General features: G+C 37.1%; 17 protein-coding genes and 1 pseudogene. 4 read left to right on the top strand and 14 right to left on the bottom strand.

The features are described from left to right. Positions 1–9: 9 nt before the first annotated feature. The 5 genes and pseudogenes from NST81_RS01370 to rhaB all read right to left on the bottom strand — a co-directional run bounded on the left by NST81_RS01370 (position 10) and on the right by rhaB (position 5,435). Complete coding sequence (locus NST81_RS01370) at positions 10–1,341, bottom strand: MFS transporter (RefSeq protein WP_003353997.1); 1,332 nt, start codon at positions 1,339–1,341, stop codon at positions 10–12. A 197-nt stretch (positions 1,342–1,538) separates the two neighbouring features. Beyond that, positions 1,539–1,853 (bottom strand): annotated as a pseudogene (gene rhaM, locus NST81_RS01365) (L-rhamnose mutarotase). A gap of 19 nt (positions 1,854–1,872) precedes the next feature. Beyond that, positions 1,873–2,706, bottom strand: coding sequence for a rhamnulose-1-phosphate aldolase (gene rhaD / locus NST81_RS01360; RefSeq protein ID WP_003353999.1), 834 nt, complete (start codon positions 2,704–2,706; stop codon positions 1,873–1,875). Positions 2,707–2,710: 4 nt separating this feature from the next. Then, positions 2,711–3,994 (bottom strand): L-rhamnose isomerase, encoded by a 1,284-nt coding sequence (gene rhaA, locus NST81_RS01355; RefSeq protein ID WP_003354000.1) that lies wholly within the window; start codon positions 3,992–3,994, stop codon positions 2,711–2,713. Continuing rightward, on the bottom strand, positions 3,963–5,435 hold the full coding sequence (rhaB, locus tag NST81_RS01350) for a rhamnulokinase (RefSeq protein WP_341027837.1): 1,473 nt from the start codon (positions 5,433–5,435) through the stop codon (positions 3,963–3,965). Before rhaB ends, rhaA begins: the two co-directional genes overlap by 32 nt. Positions 5,436–5,800: 365 nt before the next feature. Here rhaB and NST81_RS01345 point away from each other — a divergent pair, with 365 nt between their 5' ends. Next, on the top strand, positions 5,801–6,559 hold the full coding sequence (locus tag NST81_RS01345) for a DeoR/GlpR family DNA-binding transcription regulator (RefSeq protein WP_003354003.1): 759 nt from the start codon (positions 5,801–5,803) through the stop codon (positions 6,557–6,559). A gap of 246 nt (positions 6,560–6,805) precedes the next feature. Here NST81_RS01345 and NST81_RS01340 read toward each other — a convergent pair whose 3' ends face one another. From NST81_RS01340 to NST81_RS01310, 7 genes are all read right to left on the bottom strand, one after another. Beyond that, positions 6,806–7,858, bottom strand: coding sequence for a galactitol-1-phosphate 5-dehydrogenase (locus tag NST81_RS01340; RefSeq protein ID WP_341027835.1), 1,053 nt, complete (start codon positions 7,856–7,858; stop codon positions 6,806–6,808). 288 nt (positions 7,859–8,146) lie between these two features. Beyond that, positions 8,147–9,178, bottom strand: a complete 1,032-nt coding sequence (locus NST81_RS01335; RefSeq protein WP_048622471.1) for a zinc-binding dehydrogenase — start codon at positions 9,176–9,178, stop codon at positions 8,147–8,149. Positions 9,179–9,214: 36 nt separating this feature from the next. Beyond that, complete coding sequence (locus NST81_RS01330; RefSeq protein ID WP_048622470.1) at positions 9,215–10,477, bottom strand: PTS galactitol transporter subunit IIC; 1,263 nt, start codon at positions 10,475–10,477, stop codon at positions 9,215–9,217. Between the two features lie 69 nt (positions 10,478–10,546). Next, positions 10,547–10,834 carry a PTS sugar transporter subunit IIB gene (locus NST81_RS01325; RefSeq protein ID WP_003354007.1) on the bottom strand — a complete coding sequence of 96 codons (288 nt, stop codon included), beginning with the start codon at positions 10,832–10,834 and terminating at the stop codon, positions 10,547–10,549. Between the two features lie 2 nt (positions 10,835–10,836). Next, positions 10,837–11,316, bottom strand: coding sequence for a PTS sugar transporter subunit IIA (locus NST81_RS01320; RefSeq protein ID WP_003354008.1), 480 nt, complete (start codon positions 11,314–11,316; stop codon positions 10,837–10,839). 33 nt (positions 11,317–11,349) lie between these two features. Beyond that, positions 11,350–13,404: a BglG family transcription antiterminator gene (locus NST81_RS01315; RefSeq protein ID WP_048622469.1), complete on the bottom strand. Its 2,055-nt coding sequence runs from the start codon at positions 13,402–13,404 to the stop codon at positions 11,350–11,352. Positions 13,405–13,755: 351 nt separating this feature from the next. Then, positions 13,756–14,364 (bottom strand): TetR/AcrR family transcriptional regulator, encoded by a 609-nt coding sequence (locus tag NST81_RS01310; RefSeq protein ID WP_048622468.1) that lies wholly within the window; start codon positions 14,362–14,364, stop codon positions 13,756–13,758. A 121-nt stretch (positions 14,365–14,485) separates the two neighbouring features. On the opposite strand from NST81_RS01310, the gene NST81_RS01305 reads away from it, so the two are divergent. Beyond that, positions 14,486–15,055, top strand: coding sequence for a cysteine hydrolase family protein (locus NST81_RS01305; protein WP_048622467.1), 570 nt, complete (start codon positions 14,486–14,488; stop codon positions 15,053–15,055). Between the two features lie 124 nt (positions 15,056–15,179). After that, complete coding sequence (locus NST81_RS01300) at positions 15,180–16,376, top strand: multidrug efflux MFS transporter (RefSeq protein ID WP_048622466.1); 1,197 nt, start codon at positions 15,180–15,182, stop codon at positions 16,374–16,376. Positions 16,377–16,613: 237 nt separating this feature from the next. Here the strand turns inward: NST81_RS01300 and NST81_RS01295 are convergent, their stop codons facing one another. Beyond that, the gene (locus NST81_RS01295; protein WP_218016358.1) at positions 16,614–16,979 is read right to left on the bottom strand and encodes a nucleotide pyrophosphohydrolase; all 366 of its coding nucleotides are present in this window, start codon (positions 16,977–16,979) and stop codon (positions 16,614–16,616) included. Positions 16,980–17,154: 175 nt separating this feature from the next. Here NST81_RS01295 and NST81_RS01290 point away from each other — a divergent pair, with 175 nt between their 5' ends. Then, a complete protein-coding gene (locus NST81_RS01290; RefSeq protein WP_445662364.1) occupies positions 17,155–17,487 on the top strand; it encodes a thioredoxin family protein in 333 nt (110 codons plus the stop codon). Positions 17,488–17,649: 162 nt separating this feature from the next. Here the strand turns inward: NST81_RS01290 and NST81_RS01285 are convergent, their stop codons facing one another. Beyond that, the gene (locus NST81_RS01285) at positions 17,650–20,607 is read right to left on the bottom strand and encodes a type III restriction-modification system endonuclease (RefSeq protein WP_341027827.1); all 2,958 of its coding nucleotides are present in this window, start codon (positions 20,605–20,607) and stop codon (positions 17,650–17,652) included.

Below are 20,607 nucleotides of genomic sequence, written 5' to 3'. Positions count from 1 at the left end.
TTTTCATTTTTATACTTTGTTATTTACTTTATCCGTTTGGACTCCTACATTTTGTACAACATCATTATTATTCAATCCATAACGTTCTGCTTCAATTTCTTTTAAACTTTTACCTTGAGTGTTTGGAGCAAGAACGATACCAATCACACAATGAATGACTAAGAAGATAATCATCACAATGCCTGCAACTTGAAATCCTAGTTTATCCATTAAGGTCGGTAAAAGGAACGACCAAATCGCAATTCCAAAACGAACTAAGAAATAAATGAAACCTTGAGCACCTGCACGATATTTAGTTGGGAACAATTCACTGGCCCATAACCCGTAAAATGCCTGAGCACCAAACCCTGCTGCACTTCCCCAAAGAATAACAAACGCAAATAACGAGAACCAATTCATACCCGTATAGGTTAAAATTAGCCAAGCAACAATACCCATGACAGCCCCTAAACCAAATAAGAAACGTCGACTGTATTTATCACCTAGTTTCATAAATACGGTATACGTTGTTAGAACCGTCAATCCCCACAAAAAGGCTTGAAGCAAATTCGCTTGTTCTCCTGTAAGTCCTCCGACATTTTGATAAATATACGGCATAAAATACCCCATTGCTCCGGCAGTTAAATTCCAGAATAAATAAATCCCTACTAGTAAATAGAATGCTTCACGATTTACTTTTAGACTAAATAACTCTTTTAAACTACTTCTATATTTTTTCCCTATTATTAACTCTTTTTCCTTCCCTTCTTTCCAAATTGTGGATTCAGACAAACCTTGACGAATGTACCATGTAATAAACGCAATGACTAAGAGATGAAGAAAAATAATACGGCTACCTAATAAACCAAGTGGTGCGAGTAAGACAGCTAACAAGAATGTGATCATTGGACCTGTTGACCAAGCTAATTGAGCAGTTCCTACATGGGCTGCTCTTTGAGAATGTGGAGCTTCTTCGGCAATATACGTCCAAGATGCTGGCACCCCTGCTCCAACAGCAACTCCTGTAATAATGGTACCAATCAAAAGCATTGGAAAATTAACAGAAACAGCAATTAATAAAACACCTAACATATAAAAGAGCAAATCATATGCGTAAATAAATTTGCGGCCATACTTGTCACATAAATAACCACCAAATAGGGCTCCAATAGCGGCACCAAAAGCATTTGCACTTAAAGCGCTTAAAAGCCCCACCGATATGCTGTCTAAATGAAGATATGCTTGCCACATTGTTAAGCTGCTTGCAGCGGCTATAATAGATCCCGCCTCAATATAGTTAGCCATCGCAACGGATATAGTTGCTTGCCATCCCGTAGTCTTTTTTCTCCCAATGTTCCCCATATTTCTCCCTCCCACCTTATTAATTTTATTTTCATAGAAAACTCGCCAATATTGTTACCGCTTACATTTATAGGTATTTCGATATCCCTAAATTAACCGTAATGGGTTACATAAGCTGTTTCAGTTTTTTAAACATCTGACACCACATACATGAATGTGATACACTATTTATTGGTATGCGGTGCCTTACCCCTGTCTTAATCCAAATGGAAAACTTCTTGTAAATCAATGGAAACGGGACTGTTATCTTCGTCAGTTTCCATCAAAGGTTCCATATAAGCCCACCATTTTTTACAAATCTAAGTTTGTGCTATTTTCTCATATAATGCTTCATCTTCTACTTCCAGGTAAGCGAACAGTCTACCTGTTTTGCTATCTAAAAAAATTGAATAGTTCTTAACACCATGAGCCTTTAATTCTTTTTTCATCTCAGGCCAAACTTCATTATGACGTCGTTTATATTCTTTATATTGATCTTTGTGTACAAACATGATGCTTGCTTTTCTAACCAACTTCGTTCACCTCTTTGATTCAAGATTCCAACTCCAACACACCTGGCCTTGGAACAACTCCGAATGCTTTTGCTAAATCATGTAATTGTTGATCAGTTATTGTTTGTTTAACTCCCCCTTGTGTACAAACAATTGTGTAAACTTGTGCGGCTTTTTCTGCAGTTTCAATTAATCCAAAGGTTTCATCCATGGTTGTACCTGCACCGAAAATACCATGATGCGGCCATAATACAAGACGGACATCTTTCATTTTTTCAGCTGTCGCACGTCCAATCGAATCCGTGCCCGGTACCATCCACGGAATGATTCCAACCCCTTCCGGAAAAACAACTATACATTCTGTACACATTTTCCACAAAGTTTTTGAAAATGCGATCTCATCTAAAGGATGAGTAAATGTCATCCCAATTAAATGCGTTGCATGGCAATGTATAATGACACGATGATTTGGATCGACTTTAAGACGTTGGATATGACCCATGAAGTGCGTAGGTAATTCACTTGTAGGAAAACCATTATCTTCAAGCCCCCATAAAATTTCAATAGTCTTTCCATCTTTTGTTACTCGAATGATTCCTAGATTTGACTCAGGATCATCCATCACATTTTTGAAATATTTTCCTGATCCTGTCACAATAAAATATTTTCCAGCAAGTTCAGAAGCATCAAACTTTATTGGAACCCTTCTAATCACATGATTCAAATTTAAATAGGGGCTGATTTCTTCTTCTTTTAGTAAATAAGTAATATTTCCCCCGTTACGCTCATCCCACCCTAAACGATAAAGATTTGCAGTTGTTTTCATCATTTCTTGTAAAAACTTTGCTGATAAAATATCTAATTGAACCACCATTTTTTCACCTTTTTTCGCTTAAAGATTTATTTCTATTTAACAATACTTCTTGTTCATAATTTCGTACTTCATTGAGCCATTCTTCGCGAATAGGCACTCCTTGAGATGCACAATAGTAATCCCAAACTGCACCAAACGGATATGTTTTAAACTCTTCTCGGAGAGCAAGACGCGCTGTAAAATCCCCTTTTAGTTCAAGCTCTTTCAATTGTTCAATAGGTTCTAAATAGGCTTTGAGGATTGCTTTAATCATATTACGCATTCCAATAACCCAAGCAGCAACTCTGTTGATACTACCGTCAAAGAAATCAAGACCAATATATGTTTTCTTAAACAAGTCATTTACTACTAGTTCTCTAGCAATTTCCTGCAATTCATCATCTAAAAGAATGACATGGTCACTATCCCAGCGAACAGGTCGACTAACGTGAAGAAGAATACCTTTGTTGAATAACGAAATAGCAGATAATTTATTTGAAACAACTTCCGTAGGATGGAAATGTCCTGTATCTAAACATAATAATTTATTGCGCGTGAGTGCATAACCCATATAGAATTCATGAGATCCCACCACATAACTTTCTGAACCTATCCCAAATAACTTGCTTTCAACTGCATCTAAATTGTATTGTGGATCGATTTCTTCACTAAATACTTCATCCAAAGCTTCCTCTAATCTTTTTCTAGGTGTTAGTCTGTCTACAGGCAAATCTTTGTAACCATCTGGAATCCAAATATCAGTCACGCATGTTTGCCCCAATTCTTTTCCAAAATACTCACCTACTTTACGAGCTCGTTTGCAATGTTCAATCCAAAAATCACGAATTTCTTTGTTCGGATGACTTAATGTAAAACCATCTTCTGATTTCGGATGAGAAAAACAAGTTGGATTAAAATCAAGACCAATTCCTTTTTTCTTTGCCCATTCGACCCATTTTTTGTAATGACGAGGTTCAATTTCATCTAAATCTACTTTTTCATCCGTATCTAAATAAATAGCATGTAGATTTAATTTGTGTTTACCCGGTATTAATGAATACGCTTTTTCTAAATCTTGTCGAAGTTCTTCAGGTGTTCGCGCCGCACCTGGATAATTACCAGTTACTGAAATGCCTCCTGTTAATTCTTGATCTTTATTCATAAATCCACGAACGTCATCACCTTGCCAACAATGCATAGAAATCTTAATTTCTTTTAATTTTTCTAATATTTCATCTACGTTAATTCCATGCTTTAGATAAACTTCTTTTGCATCATCATAAGCTCGTTGCACTTGAGGTGTAATCATCGTAGACTACCTCCTTGTATTGGTTAAGGATCGCTATGCGATCGACATGATTGGGGTGATAAGTTTGAATGCGAAAAGAATGACGAACTAGTTTGCGAGCGGTTTCTAAATCAGAAACCTCTCCTGTCGCAATCATCAGCATAATCAGATTGCCAATAGCCGTTGCTTCTGAAGGTCCGGCAAATACCGTTCTACCACTAAGATCTGCTGTTAGCTGATTAAGCCATTCATTATTAGACCCGCCACCAACAATATGCAATTGTTCTATCTTCTTTCCAGTAATCATTTCAAGTTCATCAATGGCAATCGCATAAATGATGGCCAAATTATTGTAGATACAATTTGCTAATTCTCCTGGAGTTAAAGGGACTTCTTGATTTGTTTCTCGACAGTAATTTTGGATTTCTTCGACCATATTGTCTGGATTTAGAAAACGCTCATGATTAAAATTAACGAACTGTTTAAACGCTTTTACTTTTTTAGCTTCTTCTACAAATTGTGGAAAAGTATAATTTTTAGGCAAGTTTCTTCTGACTTCTTGAATTAACCATAAACCCATAATATTTTTTAAAAAACGAATGGTTTTGAAAACTCCCCATTCATTCGTATAATTTTTATAAAATGCTTGATCATTTATAATCGGTACCTCATTCTCTATTCCAAGTAGAGACCAAGTACCACTGCTTAAATATGCCCAATTTTCTCCAAAACCTGGAGTCCCAACGATGGCCGATGCTGTATCATGAGAAGCCACGGTAATAACTTGGACATTTGGCAAATCGTATGATGGAAACCATTCTTTTTTTAGCTGTCCAAGGAGAGTACCAGGTTCTACCAATCTAGCGAACTGTTCTTTTTTTACAGAGATCATTTCTAAGAGCTCATCATCAAACTGATGATTGTGAATATTTAATAATTGAGTTGTGGAACCATTGGTTTCTTCGGTCACCGCTACACCTGTTAAACAATAGCCAAGATAATCAGGGATCATTAAAATTTGATTTGTTTTAGATAGCTCATTTTTACTGTCTTCAAACAATTGATAAATTGTATTAAATGGTTGAAATTGGATGCCTGTTTTTTGATAAATTTCTTTTTTGGATCGCAACTGTGCTACTTTTTCAATCGTGTTTTTGGTTCTGCCATCACGATATGAAATCGATTCCCGTAAGCGCTTACCTTTATCGTCTAACAAAACATAATCAACGGCCCATGTATCAATTCCTAGTGTACATTGGTCATAGCCCACTGATTTTACTTGTTCTAATCCTTGTAATATTTGGTCTAATAAATGATCCAGATCCCAATAACAGGTCCCTCCTACATTGGTAAATCCATTGGCGAATCGACTGATCTCTTTCATTTCTAATATTCCATTTTTAATTTCACCTAAAACCATTCGTCCGCTGGAAGCACCGATATCAACCGCAACATATTGCATCGGGTCCTCCCTCCTTTGGAACTTGATAATCATTTCTGTATTTTAAACATATATTAAACCAAAAACAAATAAAAATCAACACGAAACAAAACAAATACATGTCTTATTCATTTTGTTTCGTGTTGCTTATTGCATGTTTTGCACAAAATTTTTTTAAATACACTAGCTTTTATTTTGAATTCCGCATATAATGTTTTTCCTTTTTGTGGTTTTTTGTTTGTTTTATCTTCTTTTTTATCATTCAGATCTTTGGTAAACTCAAAAGTAGCAAAATGATAATCCCTTACAAAAGAAAACATTTAGGAACAAACACAAACTGGATACTTTTTAATTTATATACAAAAACAGGAGACGAGGTCATTACCATGTTACCATTTGAACGTCGTGAAAAAATCCTTAACACCTTATACAGAGAGAAGAAGGTTTATGTATCAAACCTAGCTAACGAATTTAATGTGACTGAAGAAACAATACGCCGAGACTTGGAGAAATTAGAAAAAGAGGGCATTGTCACGAGAACTTATGGGGGCGCAGTGTTGAATATACACACAAACGAAGATTTGCCTTATCATACTCGCAATACTACTAATATTGAAGAGAAACGTAAGATTGCTAGTAAAATCCACTCTCTGATCTCAGATGGAGACACTTTAATGGCTGATGCCAGTTCAACCGTTTTCGAAGCTCTAAAAGAATTAAATAACACAAAAGAAGGATTAACTGTACTGACGAATTCAGTGGAATCTTTACGTGAATTTACACAATCAAAATTAAATATCATCTCTACAGGAGGGCTTTTACGAAAACAATCTGGTTCACTGGTTGGCTCAATTGCTGAAAACACAGTACGAAACTACAATGTTGATGTTGTCCTTTTAAGTTGTAAAGGAATTTCATTAACTCATGGCATCACTGAATCAAATGAAAACGAGAGCGATTTAAAAAAACATATGATACGACAAGCAAATAAAGTTATTTTACTAGTAGACCATACAAAATTTGATAAAATAGCTTTTGTGAAATTCCTTGATATATCAGACATCGATTTTCTCATTACAGATACTAAACCACGTGAAGAATGGCTAACATTTTTGGAACAGAACCATATTGAAGTCATCTATTAACTTAAATTTGCTTTTAAACGGAATCAGAACATCAATCTCTCAGCCTTAAAAAATGGATGTAAACAATTGTTTAGTTTAAAAAGTATTGTTAAGATCTCTTCATTCGCATTCCATATACGAAGCTAATTACTATTGTCTTTATGGCTGGTCCCTTTATAGATTGGGGCATCTAAAATAACCTAAGCCCGTTATTTGGGCTTAGGTTATATAAATACTTATAGGCTTCTTAAAAGAGATAACCGTTATTCAGGTCATTTCCGGATAAAACAGAACCTTTCCGTAAAATTCATCTTTGTTCGTGATTTTTGCAAAAATTTCCGGGCCTTCTTTAAGCGAAAGTCGATGAGATATTAACGGTTTGACATTCATTTTTCCTTTTTTCATATAATCGATGGTCGTGCTCCACTCCTTGCCTGGAAATGGAGCAGAAATCGCATTCCATGAGCCTAATACGGTTAATTCATTTCTTACAATTTTTTCAAAGTAAAATCGCTCAATGTTGACATCGCCGTAAGGGATTCCCATAAAAACAACTTGGCCTCTTCGTTTGGCTAACGCAAAAACTTGTGCCGATGTAATAGGAGAACCAGCTGACTCAATCGCTATATCTACACCTTTTCCATCCGTCCATTCCATCAACTGATCATAAGCTGGTTTTTCAAGTGAGTTCATCACGACATCTGCTCCTACTTCTTTAGCGATGTTTAATTTTTTTTGATCAATATCGATTGCATAGACTTTTCTAGCGCCAAATATTTTTGCCCATTGAACAGCTAGCAACCCAATGTTTCCACATCCCACCACGGCGATCTCTGCTTCAGGTATCATTGTTGTGCGATAAAGACTGTGGACAACGACAGCTGAAGGTTCAATAAAGACAGCCGTATCAAAATCAATCGTATCCGGTAAAGGAAGAACATTTTCCTTAGGAAGTTTTACATATTCTGCAAATGCCCCAGGATATCTCGACCCGATCACGGTCAATTTTTCACACTGTGATAATATTCCTTTTTTACAGCTGTCACACTTTCCGCAATAAAATGTAGGACATCCTGCTACACGATCCCCTATTTGAACATGATGGACATCAGAACCGATTTCCACTACTTCTCCACAGAACTCATGCCCCCATATCATTCCTTCAACGTAAGGGCCTAGTTTGGCATATCTTGACACATCAGAGCCGCATATCCCCGCTGCTTTTACTTTTATAATCACCTCGTTGCTTTTTTCAATAACCGGCTTTTCTGCTTCTTCGAATCTTAAATCTTTTTTTCCATAAAGCTTTAGTGCTTTCATGAAAGTGTACTTCCTTTCCGATCAGTCTCCATAACCTCCTGTAGTTTCCGTCGAGTGCTCTTATTTTTTGGATAAAACCTATATACTAGTGCCAAACCCAACACGATAGAGTTGATCAACAGCTGATGTTGAAAATAAAAATCGCTCATTGATCTGCCGTACTGCCCGAGTACAAAATCAAGAAATTTCTCAACCATATACGTTTATGTCGCCCGCCTTCCGTTTCCCCCGAATATCTACCAAAATCATTTTCTATTCTCGTACAAGTTGTAATCGATTCTTTTTTCATTATTCTACCGGCTTCAATATTACTTTAATGGACTCACCGTTCTTAATGACCTTATATGCTTCGTCCCATTGTGTTATATCAAATTGATGAGTCACAAGCGCTTTGGTATTGACGAGTTTTTCATTCATTAAAGCTAATGACGGTTCCCAATCACTTGGCTTTTGGCTTCTCGATCCAATGAATGTGAGTTCTTTTTGAATAATTTTTTCAGAATCAATAGGGATTTCCGGGTTTTTAAAAATACCGACCTGGACAAATTGTCCCTTCTTTTTCAACAAGTCCAGTCCCATATTCACAGCCGGAACAGCACCGGTACATTCCAAAACAATATCAGCACCATATCCATCCGTTAAACTTTGTACAAGAGCGTTGATATCTTCTTCTTGAATATTGACAGCATAATCAATCCCTAGTTCTTTTGCTTTTTCCAATCGAATTTTATCGTTGGATAAACCCGTGATGACAACGGTTGTTCCATAAGTTTTCGCTATTTGAGCAGTAAGCAAGCCAATCGGTCCAGGTCCTAACACAACGACAACATCGCCTTTTTTTATCGCCGATTTCGAAACAGCATGATGAGCACATGCAAGAGGTTCCGTCATCGCTGCAGATAAATAATCTACATGTTCAGGCAGTCTATGAACGCTCTCTTTTCTAGCAATCACATACTTAGTGAAACTTCCATTTTGTTGCGTTCCCAATCCTTTTCGACTGCTGCATAAATTGTAATCTCCTGATTGGCAGTACTTACATTTGCCGCAAATATAAAACGTCGTTTCGGATGTCACTCGATCTCCAGGTTGAAACTCCGTGACATTTTTGCCAACCTCAACTACTTCACCCGAAAATTCATGTCCTAAAATAACCGGTGCACTCACTTTATAATGCCCTTGAAACGTATGAATATCGGTACCACATATACCAGAATATTTCACCAATATTTTGACTTGATCTTTTCCTACTTGTGGTTCTTCTACTTCTGCCACTTCTAAGTTTCCGGGACCAAGTTTTGTTTTTAACAGCGCTTTCATTAAAATTCCTCCTTGCTCACGATCAATAAAGACAGATTAATGGATCCAGAAGAATAGCTTATAAATCAAGTAGTTAATTAAGTTTCCACCTTGGTCAATGCTAGATATTTTACTCGCTCCATGAGGCATATGGAATTTGGCATCGATAGCCATTTGCGTATGAAGAGTCGCTAGATCTGTCGCCATGTAAAGAGATAAAGCAATCAGAATCGTTCCTACAATCACCGAATGAATAATGTTCCCTCGAGAAGCGCCAACGATAAATGCAACAATAAATGGAATAGTTGCTAAATCCCCAAATGGGAGTACGTTGTTGCCTGGCAAAATAACAGCTAATACAACCGTGATCGGTACGAGAATCAACGCAGTTGAAATGACGGAGGGGTGGCCAATGGCAACAGCTGAATCCAGGCCAATATAAATATTTTTCGCTCCGAACTTCTTTTGAAGTAATTCTCGTGCCGATTCTGAAATAGGCATAAGTCCTTCCATTAAAATTTTCACCATTCTAGGCATGAGAACCATCACGGCTGACATTGATATGCCGATTTGAATCGTTTTACCAATTGAGTAGTCAGCCAATAATCCCAACACGATTCCAAGAATAAGTCCCATAAAAATCGGTTCACCGAATATTCCGAATCTTTTTTGTATCGTTTCAGGATCGGCGTGTAGATTTTTAACTCCCGGAATCTTTTGAATCAATTTCACCAACGGAATCCCAAGCACAGCATAAGAGATGGTACTTCCTGTAGCGACCGATATGCCCGGTAATCCAAAATAATCTTCTAGCATAGGTGCAGTCCAATCGGCGACTTTTAAACAAACAATTTGGAATAAAATCGCTGCTATTAAGCCTTGAATCATACTGCCTGTTAGAGTATAAACAATCGCTCCCGTAAACGCGTAATGCCAAAAGTTCCAAATATCTACGTTCATGGTTTTAGTTGTTTTCGTCACAAGCATCAATATATTCACTAACAGCCCAAGCGGTATAACAAACGCCGCAATCTTAGAAGCCCATGAGATCGAAGCGGCCGCCGGCCACCCGACATCAATTACATTTAACTGAATTCCAAATCTTTTCACCATCCCATGAGCCGCTGGACCAAGATTGTTAACGAGTAAATCTACTACCATAAAAATTCCTACAAAAGCTACACCGATTGTAAGACCCGCACGAAAAGCTTTTCCCGGTTTTTGTCCGAACAATAGACCCAATAAGAAGATGACGATAGGCAATATAACGGTAGCACCCAGGTCCAAAAATGCTTGTATAGCATCAAAAAATCCCTTCATTTCATTGCCCTCCCGATGTCAACTGGTTAGATTTCATGGGTTCAACATGAAATTTATATCCTTCATACTCTATTTTTTTAATTCCTCTAAAATTTCTTTTTTCGCCTCGTCTAATCCAATTCCGGTTAAAAACGCTCTTGCATTGATGACCGGGAACGGATATTCCTGCTGCACGATCGTTGTACTAATTAATAAATCCGCCGAATCAACATACGATCCTACTTCGGTAATTTTGATTTGGATAATATCGCAATCAATATGATTTTCTTTACAAATTTCTTCAAGCGCCTTATTAACGATCGTAGATGTGGCAATTCCCGCACCGCATGCAACCAATACTTGCTTTTTCTTTTTCATGTTTATTCCTCTCCTTTTTGTACTCGTAAATCATGAATTAATCGATTTTTAATATTGGTTTTATTTTCTTCTGATAATAAATAATTCAGTTCTTCTTCGTTTTGAAATATTTCCATTAATTTTTGAAGAAAGGTTACATGTGACCTTTTCTTATCGATCGCAAGCATAAACACTAATTTAACAGGAGTTTCGGCATTCTTCTCTCCCATGATGCCAAAATGAACTTCCTTTTTTAATATCGCTAGACTAATAGCTTTTTTATTTACATGTTCAGGATCTGTATGAGGGATCGCTACAGATACACTTTTCGTCGGTAAACCAGTCGCATAGTTTTTTTCCCTTTCGATGATCGCTTTTATAAAACTTTCTTTTACTAATCCTTTTTCCATTAAATTAGTCCCCATCATTTTCAATAATTCTTCTTTATCCGTAACCTCCAGATCCGTTAAAATTAATGATTCATCCAAATAAATTCCACACACTCATTCTCTCCTCCAGACTTTCTGAAAAACTATTTATTCGTCTACTGCATATTTCTCCATAATCGCTTGTATCTCTTGAACGGACTTTGCATGGATGATTTGTTCACGATCGCGGTCATTCCTTACTAGTTTCATTAACTGCATTAATGCTCGAAGGTGTTGGTCTTTGTCTAACGCAGCAATAATGATGATTAACTGGATAGTATAATCAGTGGCGAATGATACTCCTTTTCTTAATCGAAGCATACTCATAGACAGTTCATTGACTCCTTCCTCTGGAGCTGCATGAGGAATCGCGGTATTGGGACCAATGACAATATAAGGATCAGAGTGACAGCGTTGAATCATGGATTCGACATATTGATGAGTAATATGTTTGCTTTTTAATAATGGCTGAGAGGCCAGCCTGATAGCTTCCTCCCAAGAATGAACAGAATGACGAAATGTAATCGTGGAAGGAGTGATTAATTCATATAAATTGGGGTTTCTGTTATTCCACCCATAATCAAAGTAAGAATGGTCTTGACGGATATACTCCATTAACTGCTTAGACAAATTTTTTTTATCTTTAATAACGCAATATTTTTGGATGATTTCCATCATATCTTCTATATTTAATTCATTTGGCACATATCCGTACAATTCATGCATGACTTGCTTCCGCAGTCTTTTTTTCTCGTCATGTCCAAGAAAAGAATTCACATAGAAAAATTTCTTTTTCGTTTCTACAAAAACTGGTGAAAATACAATGTCATAGTCCATCGGATATTGTTGAAATTCTCGAATGGATAATGAATCCAAAAATATAAATTCCGGAAACAAGTTTCTTAAAGTACTAAACATATATCTGGAAACCGAAACCCCTTTTGGACAGACGACAACAGCTTTCATTCTTTTTCCAATATTTTCTCCTTGCCGTATCATCCATCCCCCTATCAACATCGTGAAATAAATGATTTCGTTTTCCGGAATATCACATCCGATTAGGTGAACTAGCGGTTGGATAGATTTTTTCACAAGATGATGGAGTTCTTTAAAATCCTTGTTCACAACTTCATGCATATTATTCGCTTCAGTTAAGCGATATTTAATACGGTAGTAAGCAGGCTTCATATGAAGAAGCAGCTTCTGAATCAACTGTTCCCGGTCTTTTAAAAAAATACATGTATTCTTTTCAAACAATACAAGCATCTCATCTAATGCCTGAACTAGATCAGGTATGATTTCTTGTGTTAACCCTTCTGACCAATATACATTCGTTGTGAGTAAATATAGCGTGATAAAAAGACGTTCCTCTTCCGGCACATCTTTAAAATCATGAAGAATTTCCTCCGTCGCCAAATATTCCTTTGTATCCGAAATTTCTTCATAGTGGATATAAAAGGAATCGATTTGATTCCCTTGCTTAATTCTTTTTAATATAAGCAACAAAATATAGGGCATTAATATAACTTTTTCATCCGTAAATTTTAAATTTAACCGTTTTTCCACTCTTTCTATTTTCTTTTGGAATTCAGCTATTTCTTCATCCGTTATACAAGCCATTCTCTTTATTCTTTCTTTACCTTCATCCATTTTTATAACTTTATCAATCGTCGATACCAGCAATTTACGAATGTTGAGCTCTTTTCCTTCGATTAAATACCCAAATTTTCGTGAATAACGAAACTCAAGACCGTATTCAGAAACAATATTCTTAGCCCGTTTCAAGTCATCCAAGGCCGTATTCTTGCTTACCTTTAATTCACTCGTAAAATGAATTAATGATAACAATTCATCGCAACATAACAGCATTAATAAAATGATGTTCACACGTTCTATTTTTGATAACTCATTTACATTGCCACATTCCCATTCTTCATCTAGACGAAACTTAGATTTTAAGCCTTTATCTACAAGAAAATAGCCTTTATTTGTTCTATCAATTTCGGGAAGATTCCGACTTTTAAGCCAACCATTAATTTTTTCAATGCTATATCTAATCTGTCTTCGACTTAATTGATATTTTTTCTCTAATTCCTTGCTGCTAATATTCGGGTTTGTCATCACCTCTTTTAGGAGATATCTACTTCTCCCGTCAAGTTGCATTGTATACCTCCTTTCTTTTCACACACATTGTAGCACCAGCAAACATAAATATGGATGCGCTTTCATTCCTTTTTTTGAATATATGCAATACAAAATTGTGATTTACCTTTGGATTGAAGTTTTAGTCGTTTTTGTTTTTGCGAAAGAATCAATATGAATATGAGCTCACTTCAAATGCAAGCCACTTAATCAGCGTGAAACTTCCTCTCTAATGTAAGAAAGGCAGAGGCAGCGAAGTCTGATTTCGCTGCCATCTGCCCATGAAATTAAAAGGTGTGTTTAATACCTGAGAATATAACAGGATGTTGTAGTTCAACTATTACAAGTTGTGTAGCTTTTGGTCAAAAGCACTCATTGAGGCGGAATAAATATAGAACAGAGCTGTTCCAAAATCATCTCAGGCGTATAACCACGCACCTCTCTTTGAAACAAATAGGAATCGCTGCTTAAAGCCGCCAGCAACGTATCCGCTCTAAAAACATTATGAAGATGGGTCTGATCAGTTTCAGACATCTCGTCCAATAGTTCGACGATTAGTTGATGCAATTGGTCATATAGAGGACTTCGAGTTCGGTATCTAAGTCGATTGGTTGGTGCGGAGTCCTCGACTCCTTTAAGCAACTGTGCCTTTTTCTCACGAAAACGGATAAATAAGCTGAGGATCCCTTTCAATCGTTTACTTGGCGGCTCTGTCCGGTTCTGATTCAAGTACGCTTCCATATCTTCAAAAAGCAGGGAAATGTTGTCCTTGATTAAATCCAAACATAATTCACCTTTGTTTCTATAACGACGATAGAGCGTTCCCGAACCGACCTGTGCTTCTGTGGCAATTTGATTCATACTGACTTGTTCAACCCCATATTGCTCAAATAGCCTACGAGCCGCATTTAATATACGCTGACGATTCTCGGCAGCATCACGACGTTCAGAACGAGTGTGGTTTGCATCCGCATCATCCACTATACCATCACTCCCTAGAATATAATACTAATCGCTCTTGACAAGCGGAGAACTCTCCGATTAATATTAAGTGGAGAATTCTCCGTTTAATATTAACATAATGAATAGGAGTGTACAATATATGCAGAATCATCACAATAAAACTGCTCTGTTGGTCATGGATGTGCAAAACGGCATCGTATCGCATTTCGCCGAAAATGAGAAAGTGCTGCTCCCGTTCCAAAAAGCCGTGGAAGCTGCACGACAGCACAACATCCCAGTTATTTTTGTGCGAGTCGCATTTCGCGAAGGCTATCCCGAGATCAGCCCACGGAATAAGTCGTTCTCAGCCATTGCTGGACTTGGTGGCATGACCGTCTCAGACGCATCAACGCAAATTCATGAATCGGTGCAGCCCCGACCAGACGAGCCCGTTGTGACAAAGCTTCGCGTTAGCGCGTTTGCCGGCAGCGACCTTGAAGTCATACTACGATCCCGCCAAATCGACACGCTGATTCTCAGCGGTATTGCCACAAGTGGAGTCGTTCTATCGACATTGCGGGAAGCAGCGGATAAAGACTTTGCGCTTACGGTGCTTTCAGATGCATGTCTTGATCATGATCCTGAAGTTCACCGTGTTCTCATGGAGAAAGTGTTCCCTCGTCAGGCAGAGGTGCTGACTGTCGACGATTGGATTGGTACCTTGGATTAAAAATATAGCACCCGCGTCCGCGGGCCCTGACGAAAAAATACAAGCATGGTTCAATGATCATTATTCATGATTGATTCGCTAGCAATGAAAAAGAGCAAGTATAGCAAAAGGAAGGCTTATATTCATGCCGATTTGGAAAAGGAATTTAATCGTTTGTTGGTTTGGAATGTTTGTAACCAGTATAGGGATGAGTCAAATTGCCCCTGTTTTACCTCTCTACATAAAAAATCTCGGAGTTCATAATACAACTCTAATCGATCAATTTTCAGGGGTTGCTTTTGGTGTTACCTATATCATTTCATCTGTTTTCTCACCTATTTGGGGCCATGCTGCTGACAAATTCGGACGAAAACCCATGCTTTTGCGAGCAAGCCTTGGTATGGCGGTAGTTGTATTCTGCATGGGTTTTGCGCAGAATGTATATGAACTGATTGGATTAAGAGTGTTGCAGGGCATTATCACAGGTTATAGTACTGCCTGTACGACTTTGATCGCTACTCAAACAGATAAAGAGCACGCAGGATGGGCTTTGGGTACCCTTGCAACAGCAAGTATAGCAGGTTCTTTGCTTGGACCAACGATTGGTGGCTTTATTGAGGATCACTTCGGCATGCGAAATGTATTTTTTATAACAGGTGCACTGCTGTTGATTGCCTTTATGACATCTGCTTTATTTGTAAAGGAATCTTTTACTCGTGCAAATAAAAAGACGCTAAGTACAAAGGAAATATGGAATACTATTCCTAAAAAAAGCCTGACTATTATCATGCTTGTGACTTTTTTTGTCATATATCTAGCATTATATTCTGTTGAACCAATCATAACCGTGTATGTCACCCAGTTATCCCAAAATACCAGCCACGTTGCTCTGTTAGCCGGAATCACTTTCTCGGCTTCAGGTCTGGCAAATATCATTGCCGCTCCAAGACTAGGGAAAATTTCTGACCAAATAGGAGCTCAGAAAGTGATATTAGTTGCACTTGTAATGTCAGGACTGCTTTTTATACCACAAGACTTTGTCAAAAACCCTTGGCAGTTCATGGCGCTTCGCTTTTTATTAGGATTAGCAACGGCAGGGTTGGTTCCTTCTGTTAATGCCCTTGTTAAGAAAATAACACCAGATTCTCTTACAGGCAGAATTTTTGGTTTTAGCATGTCAGCAGGGTATTTAGGCGTATTTGGCGGTTCGATATTGGGCGGGCAAGTGGCAGCCTATTTGGGTATCAGATATGTCTTTCTTATTACAGGTGCATTGTTATTGGTCAACGCATTATGGGTTTATTTTAAAGTGTATAACAAGAAGCTTAGTTTAACAGAATAAGTTCACGATATGATAGATTATACGTTCATCGATCCACACTTTATACACGGCCTGAAACTCATTTTTGATTTTTAGGCAGATGGCGGCAAAATCGACCATTGCTGCCTCTGCTCCCTATAATTAGGGGGGCAGCTTTTAAATTTACCATAAAAGACCACCAGCTAAATGGGTGGTCCTCTGTTTCTCCTTATGGCTGATCTTTATTCCTAAAAGTGATTAAAAGGCAATCATTCTACACTACTTCAATTCAGTATATTTCTTTTTTGATCCAAAAGATTTTTCAATGGGATATTTTTGTTCGTTTTTCTTTATTTTTTCTTCAATGGCTTCCTCTAAATCAATTTCTAATTCATGCGAAAGCAACAGTGCATAAATGACTACATCGGCTATTTCGTCTTTGATGTTTTCAAAGTTCACTTCTACGGCTTCCTCGCTGCTTTTCCATTGAAAATTCTCCAGCAACTCCCCCGCTTCTAAACTCAATGAAATCGCTAAATCCTTTGGATTATGAAACTGACTCCAATTCCGAGCATCGCGAAATTCAATAATTTTTTGCTGTAAATGTTTCAATACCGTCACCTCTAAATAATGAAATGATTTCATTACGAATTGTATCAAAAGACTAGACAGCTCTGTTGCCTTACCAACTCCAACGTTTCATCGGTATCATCTTGACACACTTTGAGCACCAACGATCTGTTGATGTGATGTGCCGTGTTATAATCACTATACCTTATGGTTTTATCCCTTTACGGAAGGAGATCTACTTTTGAATATCATGAAAGAACTATTTTCTGTCAAAGAAGTCGATGATTTTGTTGACCGTCACGAGTTAGCGTTTTTATATATATCCAGAGATCATTGTAGTGTGTGCCATGATTTATTGCCAAAAATTCAAAATGTCATGGCTGATTTCCCCAATATTCAACTGGCTCTTGTCAATGCCGATCACGTTCCGGAAGTTGCAGGGCGTTTTACCATTTTCACCGCCCCCGTTTTGTTGTTATTTGTAGATGGGAAAGAAGTACTTCGGGAAGTGCGATTTGTTCATGTAGAGCCGTTTCGGGAAAAAGTGAAAAAAATTTATTGGTTAACACAAAAAAGAGGGTGACTCATAAAGGCATTCTCAAGTCATCCTCTTTTTCGACTATGAAAATTACTTTTATTAGATATTTATTTTATAAAGAGATATCTAGCGTTGTCTGATATGGCCGGAATTAGAAGTCATTAAACCGCCATTAAAAATTGTGTCTCTTCACATATATTTTAACTATCAACTTAATGCCCGAAGCATAAAATCCTCAACATCTTTTTCAGGACCGATGAATTCAATATTTGTACCGATTGCTTCAAAATGTTTGCGGGCAAATTCAATTTTTGCTCTTTCTTTTGGACGTAAGAATTCCTCGATTTCCGTTCCTTTCGTTTCGAGAACGAAGTATAGTTTTTCTTCACCATCTTTGTCCACGACAAGGGCCCAGTCAGGATTGTAAGAGCCTATAGGAGTGTCGATTTTAAACCAGCTTGGCAGCTTAACATATACTTTGACGTTTTCATCGTTTTCAAAACGCTGAGCGAAACTCGCTTCAATATCCGAATCATAAACGATATGGTCATAAGGTGACTTTTCGCTTTGTATGGCATTATCATTTAGGTACGCAATCAGTTCTTCGCTTTGGAACAGCTCCACCGCATAATACGAATTCTCCCCAATTTTGTAATATTTTACACCGTCCTTTAAAAGCAGCTTCATTTCACGTTGAATAATATTTGTCACTGCCTCAATAAACTTTTGAGGATTGTTTTTAAAATCTTCTAATCGCTTGCAGTTAACCAAAATTCTAACAATCGTTTTTCTTGTTAAGTTCGTACGATTTTGTAATTCTGTAATAACATCTGGCAATGTATGATGAGCGGTGACGTAGTCTTCTATTCGTTTACTCACTGTTTGTCCTTGAATTCCTTCTACTTTGTCCATGGTCACTTTTTCTTTTTGACTTAAAATACGAACCTTGTCAATACGCGGCATTTTTTGAATACTTTCAACGCTTTTCTTAATCAATTGTTCGCTATCGATTTTCACTGAATAAACCGTTTTGTATTTAATTTTATCCCATAACTCAAGGAACTCTTTACTATCTAATATCGCTTTATTCAACTGTACTTTTTTCTTTTTACTTCCGTCTTTTATTGGCAATTGTTTTAAATAATGGTTAATTTCTTTATAAATGGATGACTGCCAAGGTTGAAATTCATCGCTTAGTTTTAAATTATAGTTTTCAAGATCTTCTTTTAATTGCTGAGTTGCCTTACCATGATCATCAATGTAATTCTTTTGTTTCAATTCTTCATATAGTTTCGTTGATAAATCATACCCCATCTGTACAGGTTCTTCAGTATTTTCATCAATATAGACTAATTTAGAAAAGACATGTTTTTCGAATTTACCAAATGTGACTCCTGTCTCTTCTTCCATCTCTTTTTGTAAATTGGCTACAAACTCTTCGTACGATTCATTGGCCATAACTGTTAACGTATTGACGTTATAATCTTGAACACGTTCACCGTTTTGATCAACCGCTAAGCGCAAGCCGCGTCCAATCTCTTGTCGTCTTGACACATACGTTCCTGACGAATCTTTTAACGTACAAATTTGAAACACATTCGGATTATCCCAGCCCTCGCGAAGTGCAGAGTGTGAAAAAATAAATCTTAAAGGCTCGTCCAAACTTAACAAGCGCTCTTTATCTTTCATAATCAAATTATAAACATCGCTATCGGCTTTCGTGTTTCCCTTTGTATCTTTTAATTTTCCTTTTTTATCTTGGGCAAAATACCCGTTATGTACTTTTTCTACGTCCATATTGACATCGATATCATTAAATAATGTATGATATTTTGGCTTTTGAATTAATTTATTGTACTCTTCTTCAAACATAATGGCATATTTTCCTTTTATGGGATTGCCATCTTTGTCATAATCCCGATAGTTTGCCACTTTGTCAATGAAGAAAAGACTTAATACTTTTATTCCACGTGGTTTAAGGCGTAATTCTTTATCTAAATGTTCTTCAATCGTTTTGCGTATTTGATATCGTTTCATTTCATCATCGTCAATATCGCCAATGACATCGCCTATACGCAAATGATGACCGTTTACTTCAATGGATTCATTTCCTTGCGTCCAATCAATTTGTTCAACAATATAACCACGGTATAATTCACGTTCCCCCGAAATATCGTATAAGTCATCTCCATATTTGACCGTTTTAGTTTTCCGCTTCACTTTTCCACGTGATTCAACATCAATCTCAATTTTTGCTTTTCCTTCTTTTACTTCGAGTAATTTAATATAAGGTAAATTATAGGACGGTTCTGAACGGATAGACATTACTTCTATTTTCTTCACAAGTTTTTGATTATACGCATCAACCGCATCAAGACGGTAGACCATATTATATTTGTCAACATGGGTAGCAGAATAACGCAACGTACATAACGGATTCAACGACTTTATCGCCATTTTCGACTTTGGCGTCGTATCGACACTTTGCGGTTCATCAATGATAACAATCGGATTTGTTTGTTGAATAAATTCAATCGGTTTATAACCGTTTAAACGATCGTTGGTTCGGTGAATAACATTCGCTTTATCCTCTTTTTCTGGGTCTTCAAAACTCTTGCGAAACGCATCGATATTAATAATCATCACTTGAATGGTTGTCGCAGTAGCAAAGTTTCGAACTTGATCTAGCTTTTGTGAATCATAAATAAAATACTCTAATGGAGTATGATCATACAATTCGTTAAAATGCTCTTTTGTAATTTGCAGTGATTTATATGCCCCTTCCCGAATCGCCACAGAAGGCACAACAATGACAAACTTTGTAAAACCATAATGTTTATTTAATTCGTAAATCGTCCGTAAATACACATATGTTTTTCCTGTCCCTGTCTCCATTTCGACCGTAAAATTCATTCCATCGAGGGTCTCACTTCGCGGTAAGCCGTTTTTCATTTGGATTTCTTGCACATTTTTTAAGATTTCATAAGACGTTAGATCCAAACGATTTCCTATGCCTAATGCTGTTTGAATCATACCCGCTTGTTCTTGGGTTCCATAATAAACGGTAAAATTGGACTGTTTCATCTTTTGTCCATTAAATATTTGCACAACGGAATCAATGGCTTGTTTTTGATAGTCTAAGTCAGAAATAAACTTTAATTTCAT

Source organism: Bacillus sp. FSL W8-0223, from assembly GCF_038006805.1.
Lineage (GTDB): Bacteria > Bacillota > Bacilli > Bacillales > DSM-4216 > Bacillus_O > Bacillus_O smithii.
The sequence above is the reverse complement of the archived record's forward strand: the minus strand, read 5'-3'. Positions and strand labels throughout refer to the sequence as shown.